The sequence below is a fragment of the Streptomyces sp. NPDC107454 genome, assembly GCF_055582885.1.
This window is the reverse complement of record NZ_JBVJPA010000001.1, coordinates 721,289-736,522: the sequence shown is the minus strand read 5'-3', so window position 1 is coordinate 736,522 and position 15,234 is coordinate 721,289. Positions and strand designations below refer to the sequence as shown.

The window sequence follows — 15,234 nt, the reverse complement described above, 5'->3', positions numbered from 1 at the left end:
GGTGAACACTTCCACATGAGCGAAACCAGCACCATGGAACCGCCGGCCACCGACGCCCACGAGGCGACGGTCCAGGACGAAGGCCACGGCAAGCACCGCGGCCCGGTCTCCGGCCGGGACGACGAGGCGACCCCCCACGGCCGCCACCGCAAGCCGTCCGACCAGCAGAACACATCGGCCTGACGGTAAGCAGGACCAGCGATACGGCCCCGCTCGCGCTCGGCGCGAGCGGGGCCCTTTCGTGCGGGGCGGACAGGCCGGGGGAAGCAGGGGGAACTGCGGGAACTAGAGGTGCTTGAGTCCCAGTACCTCCGCCGCCGCGAACGTCTCCCCCGGTGGCCGCTCCGCGTAGTACGGGCCGAGCAGTGCGTCGAGTTCGTCGTAGGTGAAGGCGTCCTGCTTGGTGTCGAACTTGACGGCCACCCGCGGCCGTTCGACGACGGCGACCATGCCGCCGTGCACGACGAGCAGCTGTCCGTTGACGTGCGCGGCGGCGGGCGAGGCCAAGTAGCCGACGAGGGGGGCGACATGCTCGGGGGCGAGGGGATCGAGGCCCTGCTCGGGCACCTCGAACCCGTGGAACACGTCCTCGGTCATCCGGGTCCTGGCGCGCGGGCAGATGACGTTGGCCGTCACGCCGTACTTCGCGAGCGCCAGCGCGGTCGAGGTCGTCAGCCCGACGATCCCGCCCTTGGCCGCCGCGTAGTTGGGCTGTCCCGCCGAGCCCGCGAGGAACGCCTCCGAGGAGGTGTTCACGATCCGCCCGTACACCGGCCCGTCCGCCGCCTTGGACCGCGCCCGCCAGTGCGCGGACGCGAAGTGGGTCGTGTTGAAGTGCCCCTTCAGATGCACGCGGATGACGGAGTCCCACTCGTCCTCGGACATCGAGAAGACCATCCGGTCGCGCAGGATGCCCGCGTTGTTGACGACGATGTCCAGCTGCCCGAACTCGCCGATCGCCAGGTCGACCAGCGCGCGAGCCTCTTCACGGTCGGAGACGTCCCCGGTGTGGGCGAGGGCGTGGCCGCCCGCGGCGCGGATCTCGGCGGCGACCTCCTCGGCGGGGGTGGCCGAGGCCGCGCCGGAGCCGTCCCGTCCGGGCTGCCCGTAGTCGTTGACGACGACGGCGGCACCCAGGCGGGCCAGTTCCAGCGCTTCGGTCCGGCCGAGCCCGCGCCCCGCGCCGGTGACGATCGCGGCAAGCCCTTCAAGTGGCAGTGGCATCGAAGTCCTCAGCAATCGTGGCGGCGGTCGTGGGGGCGGTCGTGGGGGTCAGCCGGAAGCGGCCGTGGGGGTCAGATCTCGATGCACGTACGCAGCGCGGTTCCCGTCCGCATCTGGTCCAGCGCCTCGTTGATCCCGGCCAGCGGCACCCGGTGGGTGATCAGGCTCTCCAGGTCGATGCGGCCCGCGCGCCACAGGGCGACCGTCCGCTCGTACGACCGCAGGACGTCTCCGCCGCCGTACATGGACGGCAGGATCCGCTTCTCGTCGAAGAACAGCTCGAACATGTTGAGCTGCAGGAAGTCGTCCATGGCGCCCGCGCCGACGATGACGAGGGTGCCGCCGCGGCGGGTGTTCTCGTACGCGGTGCGAGCGGTGGCGGAGCGGCCGACGACCTCGAAGACGTAGTCGAAGCCCTCGCCGCCGGTCACCGACTGCTTCGCGCCCGGGAGTTCGTCGGGCGAGACCGCCTTCGTCGCGCCGAACCGCAGCGCGGCCTCCCGGCGTGAGGCGACCGGGTCGACGGCGACGATCTCGGCGGCGCCCTTGAGGCGCGCGCCCTGGATCGCGGAGATGCCGACGCCCCCGCAGCCGATCACGGCGACCGAGGAACCGGCGGCCACGTCAGCGGTGTTGAGGGCGGCGCCGAGGCCGGTCGTCACTCCGCAGCCGATGAGGGCCGCGATGTCGAACGGCACGTCGTCGGGGATCGGTACGGCGGAGCCCGCGTCGACCACGACCTCCTCGGTGAAGGTGCCGGTCCCGGCGAAGCCGAAGACGTCTCCGCCGGGGCGCCTGAAGTTGGGCGTGCCGGCGTTCATGAAGCCGGCCAGGCACAGCTGGCTCTGGCCGCGCTTGCAGGCGGGACAGACGCCGCAGGCGGGCAGCCAGCAGACGACGACCCGGTCGCCGGGCTTGAGATGGGTGACGCCCTCGCCGACCTCGACGATCTCCCCGGCGCCCTCGTGACCGGGTACGAACGGCGCGGGCTGCGGCAGTACGCCGCTCATCGCGGACAGGTCGGAGTGGCACAGCCCGGTGGCCCGCACCCGGATCCGCACCTTGCCCGGCCCGAAGCCCACCGCCTCGATGTCGTCGAGGACTTCCAGCTTGTCCTGGCCTATCTCGTGCTGTACGGCTGCGCGCATGGTGCGGCTCCCCTCGACAACGGGCTGATCACTGACGGGCTGGGCTCAGGAGTGCGTGACGACGGTGTCGGCGAGGACCGGCGCGTCGTCCCGCGCGGCGGCGCTCACGGCCACCCGGACGCTGCCTTCCTGCCGCCACATACGGATGCGCAGGGTCTCCCCCGGGTACACGACCCCGGCGAAGCGCGTGGTGTACGAGCGGACGCGCGCCACGTCCCCGCCGAGCAGCGTGTCGACGACCGCCTTGAGCGTCATCCCGTACGTGCACAGCCCGTGCAGGATCGGCCGGTCGAACCCGGCGAGCTTGGCGAACTCCGGGTCGGCGTGCAGCGGGTTCCAGTCGCCGGACAGCCGGTAGAGCAGCGCCTGTTCCTCGCGGACCGGGCGCTCGACGGTCCGGTCCGGCGCACCGGCGGGCTCCTCGAGGCGGGTGGAGGGGCCGCGGTCGCCGCCCCAGCCGCCCTCTCCCCGTACGAAGATCTGGGCGTCGTTCGTCCACAACGGTCCCTCGGCGTCGGCGACCTCGGTGCGCATGACCAGGACGGCCGCCTTGCCCTTGTCGTATATGGCGGCGATCCGCCCGGTGGCCAGGGCCTTGCCCTCGGCCGGGATCGGGCGGTGCACTTCGACGGTCTGGCCGCCGTGCAGGACGCGGGCGAGGTCGACGTCGACGCCGGGCATGGACAGGCCGCTGATCACTCCGGGGGAACCGGCGCCCGCGACGGTGGCGAAGCTCGGCAGGACGTGCAGCTTCGATTCGAGGGTGTAGCGCAGTTCGTCGGGATCCGTCGCCGGGACGCCCGCTCCGAGGCCGAGGTGGTAGAGCTGGACGTCCTTGCGGTCCCAGATGATCTCGCCGCTGCGGGGTTCGGCGGCGAGGGCCTTGGCGGCGTCGATGGGCATGGGGCTCCTGATCAGTAGCGCGAAAGACCTCGGTGCGGCCGTCCGCACCGTCGGCCGCACCGAGGTCGACACTGGCCGATCTAGAACGCGTTCCAGTCCGGCGCCCCTTGTATAGCCCAGCACTCGGCAGTTGTGAAGGCTCCTGACGCCCTGTCAGGTCAACGGTCCGTCCGCCCGGCCGTGACATTTGTCCTGCCGGAGTCCGTACAAGCGCATCTGCCGGGCAGGGGCCGCGGATTCGTACCGTCTCAGACATGACACAGACAGGTGGGACAGAGCGTGCCGTGTCCTTCACGGGGGCGGTCAAGGCGTTCGGCGCGGTGCGCGCCGTGGACGGGGTGGATCTGGAGATCCGCCGCGGCGAGACGGTGGCGCTGCTGGGGCGCAACGGCGCGGGGAAGTCGACCACGATCTCCCTGCTGCTCGGTCTGAACGAGCCGGACGAGGGGACGGTCGCGCTCTTCGGCGGCCCCCCGGAGGCGGCGGTGCGCGCCGGGCGGGTCGGCGCGATGCTTCAGGAGGCCCGGCCGGTGCCCCGCGTGACCGTCCGTGAGCTGGTCTCCTTCGTCGCCGGCCGCTATCCCGCGCCGCTTCCGGTCGCCGTCGCGCTGGAGCTCGCGGGGATCGCGGATCTGGCCGGACGGCGCGTCGACCGGCTCTCCGGCGGACAGGTGCAGCGGGTGCGGTTCGCGGTGGCGCTCGCCGGGAACCCCGACCTGATCGTGCTCGACGAGCCGACCTCCGCGCTGGACGTGGAGGCGCGGCGCGCGTTCTGGGACTCGATGCGGTCCTACGCGCGGCGTGGCCACACCGTCCTGTTCTCCACGCACTACCTGGAGGAGGCCGACGCGCACGCCGACCGGATCCTCGTCATCGACCGCGGCCGGCTCGTCGCCGACGGCACCGGCGAGGAGCTCAAGCGGTCGGTGGGCGGCAACCTGGTCTCCTTCGACCTCGCGGGCCGGGGCACCGAGGGGCTGGCCCTGCTGCCCGGTGTGGTGTCGGTGGAGGTGCGCGGGGACCGGGCCCGGCTGCGCACGGACGACTCGGACGCCACGGTGCTCGCGCTGGCGGAGCTCGGTGCGGTCCGCGGCCTGGAGGTCGTCCCCGCGTCCCTGGACGACGCGTTCATGACGCTCACCTCACATGTTCTGGAGACGGTGTGATGCTGGACTATCTGCGCCTCGAAGTGCGCCGGACGCTGCGTGACGCCGGCTTCGTCATCGGCGGCATCGCGATGCCCGTGATGATGTACCTCCTGTTCACCAACCTCGGTGGCGGCAGTGACGGCGGCTGGCAGACCGGCTCGATGATCGGCATGGCCGCGTACGGGGCGGTGGGCTCGGCCCTGAACACCGGCGGCGGGGTCGCCGAGGACAGGTCGATCGGCTGGCTGCGGCAGCTGCGGGTGACCCCGATGACCCCGCGCGAGGTGGTGCTCGGGCGGACGCTGACCGGCTCGGTGACGGTGCTGCCCGCGATCGCCGCGGTGCTGGCGGCGGGCGGCCTGGTCAACGGCGTACGGCTGGAGGTCTGGCAGTGGGCCGCCGTCGCGGTACTGCTGTGGCTCGGCTCGATACCCTTCACCCTGCTCGGCCTCGGCAACGGCTACCGGCTCACCGCGCAGACGACCGGTGTCGCGAACATGGTGTGCAACCTGGGGCTCTCGGTGGTCGGCGGTCTGTGGTTCCCGCTCACGCTCTTCCCGGGCTGGCTCCAGTCCCTTTCCGGCTTCACCCCCACGAACCGCATCGCGCAGCTCGGCGTGTCCGTCGCCGAGGGCGGCGCACCGGCGCTCGGCGCGGTGGCGGTTCTCACGGCTTGGCTACTGGCCTTCGGTTCGTACGCTGTGGTCTCGTACCGCAGGGCCGCGCGGACCATCTGAAGCGGACCGTCCGAAGGGGGAGCGGGGACATGTCCTGGATACGAGAGGTCAGCTGTCAGGTGAAGGGGTGGCGAGCGGCGCGGGCGCGCTGGCGAGCCGACATGGAACGCTTCAAGGCCGAGCAGCGGGCCGCCCGCAGGAGCGGCGGGAAGATGCCCGAGAACCCGGGCCCGCCGCCCACCGGCTTCGCGCTGCTGCCGTGGCTGCTGATGGGGATGGGCGCCTTCTCCAACCTCCTCCAGGGCAGGACCGCGAACCCCTGGATCGGCGGCCTGGGACTGTTCATCTTCAACTCCCTCTACATCTACGTGACGTTCCGCGCCTTCGTGAAGGAGGCCCGCGAGGCCCGCTCCACCAAGGTGGCGCTCGCCTTGATGGGCCTGGTCACCTGTGGGCTGGCCCTCGGATACGGCGGCAGCTGGCTGTACTTCTTCCCGCTCCTCGGCCTGGCCACCGGCGCGGTGCTGCGGGGCCCGCGGCTCGGTCAGATCGGTCTCGGCCTGACCGCGCTCGCGGCGGTGGTCTCCTTCGTCCGGGCGGGCTGGGACGCGGTGAACGTCGCGTACGGCACCTTCCTGTCCACCATGGTGACGGCGGCGATCCTCTCCCTCTCCGAGGCGGTACGTGAGCTGCGCGCCGCCCGCGAGGAGCTGGCCCGCCGTGCCGTGGAGAAGGAACGCCTGCGCTTCTCCCGCGATCTGCACGACCTGCTCGGCCACACGCTCTCCGTCATCGTGGTGAAGTCGGAGGCGGCCCGGCGACTGGCCCCGCGCGACCTGGACGCGGCCCTCACGCAGATCACGGACATCGAGTCCGTGGGCCGGCAGGCGCTGACCGAGATCCGCGAGGCGGTGACCGGCTACCGCGAGGGCAGCCTCACCACGGAACTGGACCGGGCACGCTCCGCCCTGTCCGCGGCGAGCGTCGACCCCGTGGTCCGCCAGTCCGGCGCCCCGCTGACCCCGCAGAACGAGGCCCTGCTGGGCTGGGTGGTCCGGGAGGCGGTGACGAACGTCGTACGGCACAGCGGCGCGACCCGCTGCGAGATCACCGTCGAGGGCGTACCGGGCGGCCATGTCCGCCTGACCGTCACGGACGACGGCACCGGCACGGGCGCCCCGGCCGGTCCCGCCGAGGGTGTCGGCGGGACCGGCCTGAAGGGCCTGACGGAACGCCTCGCGGCGGCGGGCGGGTCACTCAGGGCCGGCCCGTCGCCACGCGGCGGCTTCGCGGTGACCGCCGAACTCCCGGTGGAGGCGGCGGACCTGGCGTCCTCTTCGGTGGCTACGGCGCCCAGGGAGCCGTGACCGCCCAGCTCACGTCGTCCGTCCACGAGGTGGCGCTGTCGAAGGTGTTCGAACCGCCGTCACTCGCTATGTAGACGTTGTAGTTGTAGTGCCGGAGGTATCTCGTCGGGTAGTTGTACGAAGCGAACGAACTCCCCGTCCCGCTCTTGCCGGTCCCGGCGCAGAACGTGGCGTCCTGTCTGAACTGGGTGGTGCCGACCATGGGTTGTCGGTAGAGCTGGTAGTTGTAGTGCCGCAGGAAGTCGCCCGGGTAGTTCCGTGACTCGAAGGAGTAGCAGGAGCTGTCGGCGAGGCCCCTGCGGACGATCCAGGTGGCGTCGCCCTTGTCGAGCGCCGAACTGCTCGACGTGATGGCCGAGATGACCGCCGCGTTGTTCTGGTGGCGGATGTAGTCGGTCGTGCAGCACGAGGTGGTCGCGCGCAGCGAGATCTCCGACCCTGCCGCCAGCGAGCCGGTGCTGCCGGTCGAGCCGCCGTAGCCGACGGAGACGATGTTGGCCTGGACGGAGTTGTCGGCGGCGTCCGTCGGGATGCCCGAGGTCATGACGCCCTCGAAGAAGGACCCGATGGAGCCGTTGCTGTTGTCGCCGCCGGTGCCCAGGACGATCGCGCCCTCCTGATGCATGGGCGAGTAACCACTGGTGGTGGGTTCACCCCCGGAATAAGTGGTCGTGAGACCCCCCGATTGGGCGTTGCCGTATTTCAGCGCGAAATGGTCCTGACCGTTGTTCTTCAGCAAAGCGGTCACGAACGGCATCGCCCCGGTGCCGGTGTTCGACGTGTTCTTGCTGTAGCCGGAGTCCGACTGGAACAGGCCGTTCTCCAGGTCGGCCTGCACCCAGGGGCCCTGGCCGTAACAGGGCGAGAACCAGCACTCGGTGCCGAAGTTGATCGCGTCCATGTGGCCGTTGCCGGTGTCCTTGTTGTTGGTCTCGGCGTTGCCGTAGTCGAAGCAGCAGCTGCCGTTCACATGGGTGCCGGAGGTCACCATGTACATCCCCTCGGCCGCCCCGTTGGTGGCCACGCCCGAGGTGGAGTTGTCCCGGTAGCCCATGCCGGCCGAGATCTCCAGGCCGTAGACCTGGTGGCCGCCGACGGTCACCGGCAGCGCGTCCGCGGGTGCCCCGACATCGGCCGCGCCCGCCCCGCCCGCGCCCTCGACGGTGAGGTCGTTGTGGCGCGCGGACTGGTCGTAGATCTTGGTGATGATGCAGGTGGTGCCGGAGCAGAAGGAGTCCTGTGCCGCCGCGTTCGCGTACCCGCCGGCCGCCAGGAGACCGATGTTCGCGGTGGCGCTGTCGGAGGCGCGCTGCACCTGGTAGAGCGAGCCGTTGTACGACGAGTAGAGCGCTCTGACGAGGCTGTGCGCGGCGACACAGGGCGTGCTCGCGGCGGCGTAGACGTCACAGGGCAGCGATCCCGCGGCGGTGGCCGCCGGGGTCCCGACGGCGAGCGCGACGACGGCCGCCAGCACCGACAGCACGGCCAGCACGGCGCTTCTCGGGCGCGACGATCTTGTTAACACCATGCACCTCTTCCGTTCCTGGTAGGACAGTGCGGGTATCCGGTCGAAATACCGGACATCGTTCGATCGAAATACCGAACCATTCCCGGTCGAAATGCCGAACGTTTGCGAATATCGGCCCGACACAGGAACGGCAAAGGAGATCGCGGAATGTCGAGGCGATTGTTTGCCCGGAGTCAAGGGCCGTCAAGACACGCGGAGTCGAACCATGGAGAGTTTTTAATGACCGGCGAAGTGCGCACCACAACGGGGCACGCGCCTTCCCCCGCCTTACGCTTGGCCCCGTGAACGAGATGCCCCGGGACCACCGGCCCACGAAGTCCGTGCGTGTCCTGCTTGCCGAGGATCAGGGAATGATGCGGGGCGCGCTCGCCCTGTTGCTGGGGATGGAGCCGGACATCGAGGTCGTCGCCCAGGTCGCGGCGGGCGACGCCATCGTGGACGCGGCGCTGATGCACCGCCCGGACGTGGCCCTGCTGGACATCGAGCTGCCCGGGATGAGCGGCCTGGACGCCGCCGCCGTACTGCGCGAAGAGGCGCCGGGCTGCCGGGTGTTGATCCTCACCACCTTCGGCCGGCCCGGGTATCTGCGGCGCGCGATGGAGGCGGGCGCCGCCGGGTTCCTGGTCAAGGACGGCCCCGTGGAGGACCTGGCCGAGGCGATCCGGCGGGTGCTGACCGGCGAGACCGTCATCGACCCGGCGCTCGCCGCAGCCGCGTTGAGCGCCGGACCCAATCCGCTCACCGCCCGCGAGTGCGACGTCCTGAAGGCCTCGGTGGACGGCGCCACCGTCGCCGACATCGCCTCCAAGCTCCACCTCTCCGAGTCGACCGTCCGCAACTACCTCTCCTCCGCGATCGGCAAGACGGGCACCCGCAACCGCATGGAGGCGATGCGGGAGGCCCGCCAGCAGGGCTGGCTGTAGTCACCGAGGGGGCGACAACCCGCGATGCCGCTCCCGTCCCGCGCTCCCCGTCACTTCGTCACCGCCACCGACTTGAAGGTCGTGCCCTTCGGCGCCAGGCACACGAACCAGTTCGCCCGGGACCCGGCCGCCGGGCGGATCACCATCTCGTCGCTGTTGACGCCGTACCCCTCGGGCACCCTGCGCACATCGGTCGTCGTGCCGTCCTTCCATGTGCAGGTGACGCGCTGGGCGGCCTTGCCGACCTGACCTGCCACCAGTCGCTCGGGGCTATGGGCGGCGGTCCCCAGCAACGGGCCCGCGAAGGACTGGAGGTCCGTGCCCGAGAGACCTTCCTCCTTCGCCGTGTTGAACATCATGATCTCCGTGCCAAGCCCGCTCACGCTCCGGCGCAGGAAGTACGTCGTCTTACCGATCAGGTCGGAAGCCTGACGCACGTCCGCCGGCCGCTCCTGGTACCCGCCCATGGCGTCCAGTTGGGCTTCCGCTTCCACTTCGTCCTGCGGGACTCCCCACACATCGATGAACACCTCCCACGTCTTGCCGTCCTCGTATCCGACCGCGAGCGTGGTCCGCTGAGCGGTGAACACGTGCCGTTCCTCAGCCGTCGGCGGCCGCGTGGTCACCGGCACCACCCGGTGCCCCTCGCCGTCCAGCCCCCCGGCCAGTGCCAGCGTGCCCGTCGAACCGGCGATCACCAGCGCCGCCGCTGCCGCCAGTGCCCAGCGGCGGGCCTTGCGGCGGCGGCCACCGCGGACCACCGCCTGGTAGGGGGCTATGCCGATCTCCGCCTCGTCCGCGGCGTCGGCCAGCAGGAAGGCGATGTCCCTGTCTGCCATGTCGTGGTTCGTCTCCCGGTCCGCGCTCATCACTTCCGCCCTCCGTGCGTCACCATGTCCGCCAGACCCGGTATGGCGCGCAGCTTCGCGATCCCCTTCGCCGCGTTGCTCTTCACCGCGCCCACCGAACAGCCCATCGCCTCCGCCGCCTGGCTCTCGCTCAGGTCCTCCCAGTACCGCAGGACCACCGCCTCGCGCTGGCGCGGCGGCAGTTGGACGAGCGCCGTCAGCAGGGCGCTGCGGTCGTCGGCCTGGGCGATCCGGTCACCTTGGTCGGGCAGCTCGTGCGTGAGCCCCGAGTCGTCCTTCGGCGCCAGGAACTCCTTGAGCCTTCTGCGGTGTTTCCGGGCATGCGCGTTGATCATCACGCGCCGTACATAGGCCTCCGGGTCGTCGGCCGCGCCGACCCTGCGCCAGGCCACATAGACCTGCTCCAGCGTCGTCTGGACCAGGTCCTCGGCGGCGTGCTGCTCCCCCGTAAGGAGAAATGCCGTACGCATCAACCGCGGCCAGCGGCCGATGACAAAGCGCTGGAACTCCTCGTCCCGAGCCTGCTTCCGATCCCCCATGGGCACCTCCTAGATGTACAAAGGAGTCCACGAGGACCGGACTTCGTTGCCTCGACGGCAGGAGATCTTCGGTGGCTCAGCGAGCGGAGATCTTCGAGGGCAGCCACAGCAGCATCAGCACCACCCCGCCGAGCAGTACGTACCCGCCCGTACGGAAGACCAGCGCGTACCCCGCCGTCAAGGCCTGGGCCGACGAGCCGCTCCCGGTCCGGGAGGCCGCGATGGTCGACATGACGGCGAGTCCGAGTGAACCGCCCATCGTGCGGGAGGTGTTGACCAGCCCGGACACCAGACCGGCGTCTGCCGGCGCCGCGCCGGAGGTGGCGAGCGAGGCGAGCGGGGTGGCGGCCAGCCCCGCGCCCGCCATCATCAGGATCCCGGGGAACATGACCGCCGTCAGATACGAGCCGTCGGCCGTCATCCTCGACTGCCAGCCGAAGCCGGCCGCCGCGACCAGCGACCCGATGACGGCGACGTTGCGCGCCCCGACCACCGGCATGAGCCGCGGCGCGAGCTTCGAGCCGAGGACCACCGCCAGTGAGCTCGGCACCAGCGCGAACCCGGCGCCCAGCGGCGAGTAGCCGAGCACGTTCTGCGCGTACAGCGTCATGAAGAACCACATGCAGAACATCGCGGAGCCGCACACGAACATGGCCGCGTTCGCCGACGCCACCGCCCGCACACCGAGCAGGCGCAGCGGCATCAGCGGCACCCGCGTCCGCGCCTCGACCACGAGGAACAGGCCGATCAGCGCGAACCCTGCACACAACGGCACGAGGGTCGCGGCCGCCGCCCACCCCTCCGCCTCGGTCTGCACGATCCCGTACGCGAGGGTCGCGAGCCCCGCCGTCACCAGCAGCGCGCCCGGCAGATCGAGCCGCCGCCCGTCCCCGGCCCGGCTCTCCACGAGCCACCGTGCGGCGCCCGCCAGCACCACCGCGCCCACCGGCACGTTGATCAGCAGCACCCATCGCCACGACAGCCCGTCCACCAGCAGGCCGCCGACCAGACCGCCCACCGCCCCGCCCCCGGCGCCGACCGCCGTCCAGGTCGCGATGGCCCGTGCGCGGGCGGCGCCCTCCGGGACCGCCGAGGTGAGGATCGTCAGCGTCGAGGGCGCGAGCACCGCCGCTCCGAGCCCCTGCGCGGCCCGGGCGACCAGCAGTTGCCAGCCAGCCTGGGCGAGCCCGCCGCCCAGCGAGGCCCCCGTGAACAGCGCGAGCCCGACCAGAAACATCCGTTTACGTCCGTACAGGTCACCGGCCCGCCCGCCGAGCAGCATGAACCCGGCGAAGGCGATCGCGTACGCGTTGACGACCCACTGCAACCCGGGCGCGCTCAGCCCGAGGTCGGTCCGCATGGACGGCAGCGCCACGTTCACGACGGACACGTCGAGCACCACGAGGAACTGTCCGGCGCAGGCGAGCGCCACCACCAGCCAGGTGGGCGGCGCGACGCGGGCTGATATTCGGGTGTCTTCCGCGGCTCGAAGCATGAGTGTCATGCTCTCAACCACCCTACGGTCCTTGCATCGGGATTTCGCCGCACTCGCCCTGGGCCACAGGCCCTAGGCCCACCCGCCCGCCGCCCTGAGCAGCGTGACCACCGCCGCCCCGCCCAGCCCGATGTTGTGGGCGAGCCCGACCCGTGCGCCCGGCACCTGCCGGGGTCCCGCCTCGCCCCTCAACTGCCACACCAGCTCGGCCACTTGGGCGATCCCGGTCGCCCCCAGGGGATGCCCCTTGGAGATCAGCCCGCCGGACGGGTTCACGACCCACCGCCCGCCGTACGTCGTGGCCCCCGACTCGACGAGCTTGCCGGACTCCCCCTCCTCGCACATCCCGAGCGCCTCGTACGTCAGCAGCTCGTTGATGGAGAAGCAGTCGTGCAGTTCCACGACGTCCACGTCGTCGATGCCGAGTCCCGACCGTTCGTACACCTGGCGCGCGGCCTCCCGCGACATCGGCTGTCCGACGACGGCGACACAGGAGCCGGACGCGAAGGACTCCTCGGTGTCGGTGGTCATGGCCTGCGCGACGATCTCGACGGCCCGGCGCGCCGGCTCGTGCCGCTCCAGGAACCGTTCGGACACGACGACCGCGGCGGCGGCCCCGTCCGAGGTGGGCGAGCACTGGAGTTTCGTCAGCGGCCGGTGCACGACCCGGGCGGCGAGGATCTCGTCGACCCCGTACACGTCCTGGAACTGGGCGTAGGGATTGTTCGCCGAGTGGCGGTGGTTCTTGGCGCCGACGGCGGCGAGCTGCGCCTCGGTGGTGCCGTACTTCTCCATGTGCTCGCGCGCCGCGTCGCCGAAGATCTGCGCGGTGGGCGGGGACATCTCGAAGCCGTGCCGGGCGGCCATGACGCCGTAGTGGCGGGCCACCGGTGACGTCGAGAAGTCTCCCCCGTCCGCCCCGCCCCCCAGCGCCCCGCGCTTCATCTTCTCGAAGCCCAGCGCGAGTACGCAGTCCGCGACCCCGCCCTCGACGAACTGCCGGGCCAGCATCAGCGCGCTCGATCCGGTGGCGCAGTTGTTGTTGACGTTGTAGACGGGGACGCCGGTCAGACCGAGTTCGTACGCGGCGCGCTGGCCGGCGGTCGAGGGCTGGAAGCAGTAGCCGACAGGAACCTGTTCCACCTCGGCGTATGTGATCCCGGCGTCCGCGAGCGCGGCACTCCCCGCCTCCCGCGCCATGTCCCAGTACTGCCAATCACGGGTCTCGGGCTTCTCGAACCTGGTCATCCCGACCCCGGCGACGTAGGCCTTCATGGCGCGCAGACTAGAACACGTTTCACTTACTCGCCAGGTCTGATACCGGGTCAGTTCTTCATGGGAAGGTCAAGATTTTGTTAGTACGCCGAAGCATCGGAATAGTTGCCCGGGCACACCGGGTTCCTCTTGCACGTATCCCGCACGTAACCCCGCAGGTAATCCCGCACGGATCGCCCACCGCTCCTCTCCTCCTTCTTCCTCCCTCTCTCTTTTGGCCTGGAGGCCTCACGCAATGACGCACACGACGACCGCCCAGCCCACCCGGAGGCCCGGCGGCGCGATCGTGCCGGTACTGGCCTTCGCGGGCATCGTTGTCGCGGTGATGCAGACCCTGCTCGTTCCGGTCATCAAGGACCTGCCGGAGCTGCTGGGCACCGAACCCAGCAACGCCACCTGGGTGATGACCTCGACACTGCTCGCGGGAGCCGTGGCCACGCCGATCATGGGTCGGCTCGGTGACCTCTACGGCAAGCGGCGGATGCTGCTCGCGAGCCTGTCCGTGATGGTCGTCGGCTCGCTCATAGCCGGTTTCACCAGCACACTGCTGGTGATGATCGTCGGCCGCGCCCTGCAAGGCTTCGCCATGGGCGCGATCCCGCTCGGCATCGGCCTGATGCGCGACATGCTGCCCCGCGAGAAGCTCGGCGAGGCGATGGCCCTCATGAGCTCCTCCATCGGCGTCGGCGGCGGACTCGCGCTGCCGGTCGCGGCCCTGGTCGCGCAGCACGCCGACTGGCACGCCCTCTTCTTCCTCGCCGCCGGTCTCGGCGCCGTGGCGATCGTGCTGACCCTCATCGCCGTACCGGAGTCCCCGATGCGCGCCGAGGGCACCTTCGACGGACTGGGCGCGGCGGGCCTCTCCGCGGGCCTCGTCCTCTTCCTGCTGCCGATCACCAAGGGCAGCGACTGGGGCTGGACCTCGACCACCACACTCGGCCTGTTCGCCGCGTCGGCCGTCGTCCTGCTCCTGTGGGGCGTGATGGAACTGCGCGTGAAGGCGCCGCTGGTCGACCTGCGCACCACCGCCCGGCGCTCGGTGCTCTTCACCAACCTCGCCTCGATCATGGTCGGCGTCTCCTTCTACGTCGTCTCGCTCGTCCTGCCGCAGCTGCTCCAGCTGCCGAAGGCCACCGGCTACGGCCTCGGCCAGTCGATGGTGGTCGCGGGTCTGTGCGTGGCGCCGCTCGGCCTGACGATGATGTTCACCGCGCCGGTCTACGCCCGGATCTCCGCCAAGTACGGCCCCAAGGTCACCCTGATCCTCGGCATGCTGATCATCGCGATCGGCTACGGCGCCGGCCTCGGTCTGATGAGCGCCGCCTGGCAGACCATCGTGATCTCGGTGGTCCTGGGCGCGGGCATCGGCCTCGCCTACTCCTCGCTGCCCGCGCTGATCGTCGGCTCCGTCCCGGCCTCCGAGACGGGCGCGGCCAACGGCCTCAACACCCTGATGCGCTCGATCGGCACCTCGGTCTCCAGCGCCGTCATCGGCATGGTCCTCGCCAACACCGCGAACAACGTCGGTGGCGTCGAGGTCCCCACCATGCACGGCTTCCGGGTCTCCTTCCTGATCGCCACCGGCGCGGTCGCCATCGGTCTGCTCTTCGCCCTGCTGCTGCCGGGCCGGCGCCCGGCGACCAAGCCGCAGCTGCGCGCGAGCAGCGAGGAGGACGCGGCCCTGGAGCGCGCCCAAGAGGTGCTCCGCGGCTTCCGCGGCCGGGTGCTGGACGCCGACGGCGGCACGGTCGCCCGTGCCAAGGTCACCCTGATCGACCGGCGGGGCCGCCAGGCGGGCGCCACGCTCTCCGAGGCGGACGGCAGCTACGTGCTCCCCGTGCCCGCCGAGGGCGCGTACGTCCTCGCCGCCAGGGCACCGGGCCACGGCCCGCTCGCCTCCTCGGCGACCCACTCCGGCGACGACCGCCCCGTCGAGCTGGACCTCGCACTGCCGAGCGAGACCGTTCCGGCCCAGGCCTGATCCGAACGACAGGCCCTGGGGTCCGGCCCGGCCGCACCACACCCCCGTCGCCGCTGCGGCGGGGGTGTGGTGCACCATGGGGCGCTCACAGGCACGTACACGCGCACCCGCACTCGCACAGGCACAGGCAGACGTGCGACGCCGCCGTTCGCACCCG

At 71.0% G+C, this 15,234-nt stretch carries 14 protein-coding genes; 6 read left to right on the top strand and 8 right to left on the bottom strand.

Translation table 11 applies throughout. The features are described 5' to 3' along the window. The first annotated feature begins 15 nt into the window (after window positions 1-15). A complete protein-coding gene (locus ACZ69M_RS03245) occupies window positions 16-183 on the top strand; it encodes a hypothetical protein (RefSeq protein WP_165854109.1) in 168 nt (55 codons plus the stop codon). 102 nt (window positions 184-285) lie between these two features. On the opposite strand, the gene ACZ69M_RS03240 is transcribed toward ACZ69M_RS03245, so the two are convergent. The 3 genes from ACZ69M_RS03240 to ACZ69M_RS03230 form a co-directional block, all read right to left on the bottom strand. Next, window positions 286-1,224 carry a 3-oxoacyl-ACP reductase gene (locus ACZ69M_RS03240; protein ID WP_470046180.1) on the bottom strand — a complete coding sequence of 313 codons (939 nt, stop codon included), beginning with the start codon at window positions 1,222-1,224 and terminating at the stop codon, window positions 286-288. A 71-nt stretch (window positions 1,225-1,295) separates the two neighbouring features. Next, on the bottom strand, window positions 1,296-2,372 hold the full coding sequence (locus ACZ69M_RS03235; protein WP_403687627.1) for a Zn-dependent alcohol dehydrogenase: 1,077 nt from the start codon (window positions 2,370-2,372) through the stop codon (window positions 1,296-1,298). Window positions 2,373-2,417: 45 nt separating this feature from the next. After that, window positions 2,418-3,275 (bottom strand): MaoC/PaaZ C-terminal domain-containing protein, encoded by an 858-nt coding sequence (locus tag ACZ69M_RS03230; protein ID WP_470046179.1) that lies wholly within the window; start codon window positions 3,273-3,275, stop codon window positions 2,418-2,420. A gap of 254 nt (window positions 3,276-3,529) precedes the next feature. Between ACZ69M_RS03230 and ACZ69M_RS03225 the strand changes: the two genes are divergently transcribed. From ACZ69M_RS03225 to ACZ69M_RS03215, 3 genes are read left to right on the top strand one after another with little or no spacing between them, the layout of a single operon-like run. Further along, window positions 3,530-4,441: an ABC transporter ATP-binding protein gene (locus ACZ69M_RS03225; RefSeq protein WP_470046178.1), complete on the top strand. Its 912-nt coding sequence runs from the start codon at window positions 3,530-3,532 to the stop codon at window positions 4,439-4,441. Continuing rightward, window positions 4,441-5,160: an ABC transporter permease gene (locus tag ACZ69M_RS03220; RefSeq protein ID WP_470046177.1), complete on the top strand. Its 720-nt coding sequence runs from the start codon at window positions 4,441-4,443 to the stop codon at window positions 5,158-5,160. The genes ACZ69M_RS03225 and ACZ69M_RS03220 overlap by 1 nt, the downstream gene beginning before the upstream one ends. Before the next feature lie 29 nt (window positions 5,161-5,189). Further along, a complete protein-coding gene (locus tag ACZ69M_RS03215) occupies window positions 5,190-6,467 on the top strand; it encodes a sensor histidine kinase (protein ID WP_470046176.1) in 1,278 nt (425 codons plus the stop codon). Here the strand turns inward: ACZ69M_RS03215 and ACZ69M_RS03210 are convergent. After that, a complete protein-coding gene (locus ACZ69M_RS03210) occupies window positions 6,445-7,995 on the bottom strand; it encodes an alpha-L-arabinofuranosidase B (RefSeq protein ID WP_470046175.1) in 1,551 nt (516 codons plus the stop codon). The two genes, ACZ69M_RS03215 and ACZ69M_RS03210, sit on opposite strands and share 23 nt — an antisense overlap. Before the next feature lie 290 nt (window positions 7,996-8,285). On the opposite strand from ACZ69M_RS03210, the gene ACZ69M_RS03205 reads away from it, so the two are divergent. Beyond that, window positions 8,286-8,918: a response regulator gene (locus tag ACZ69M_RS03205; RefSeq protein WP_470046383.1), complete on the top strand. Its 633-nt coding sequence runs from the start codon at window positions 8,286-8,288 to the stop codon at window positions 8,916-8,918. Window positions 8,919-8,968: 50 nt separating this feature from the next. On the opposite strand, the gene ACZ69M_RS03200 is transcribed toward ACZ69M_RS03205, so the two are convergent. The 4 genes from ACZ69M_RS03200 to ACZ69M_RS03185 form a co-directional block, all read right to left on the bottom strand. Then, the gene (locus ACZ69M_RS03200; RefSeq protein WP_470046174.1) at window positions 8,969-9,757 is read right to left on the bottom strand and encodes a hypothetical protein; all 789 of its coding nucleotides are present in this window, start codon (window positions 9,755-9,757) and stop codon (window positions 8,969-8,971) included. 29 nt (window positions 9,758-9,786) lie between these two features. Next, window positions 9,787-10,326 carry a SigE family RNA polymerase sigma factor gene (locus ACZ69M_RS03195; RefSeq protein WP_054230928.1) on the bottom strand — a complete coding sequence of 180 codons (540 nt, stop codon included), beginning with the start codon at window positions 10,324-10,326 and terminating at the stop codon, window positions 9,787-9,789. A 76-nt stretch (window positions 10,327-10,402) separates the two neighbouring features. Next, complete coding sequence (locus tag ACZ69M_RS03190) at window positions 10,403-11,830, bottom strand: MFS transporter (protein WP_470046173.1); 1,428 nt, start codon at window positions 11,828-11,830, stop codon at window positions 10,403-10,405. A gap of 63 nt (window positions 11,831-11,893) precedes the next feature. Then, window positions 11,894-13,096: a lipid-transfer protein gene (locus tag ACZ69M_RS03185; protein WP_470046172.1), complete on the bottom strand. Its 1,203-nt coding sequence runs from the start codon at window positions 13,094-13,096 to the stop codon at window positions 11,894-11,896. A gap of 235 nt (window positions 13,097-13,331) precedes the next feature. On the opposite strand from ACZ69M_RS03185, the gene ACZ69M_RS03180 reads away from it, so the two are divergent. After that, complete coding sequence (locus ACZ69M_RS03180) at window positions 13,332-15,077, top strand: MFS transporter (RefSeq protein ID WP_470046171.1); 1,746 nt, start codon at window positions 13,332-13,334, stop codon at window positions 15,075-15,077. The last annotated feature ends 157 nt before the right edge of the window (window positions 15,078-15,234 follow it).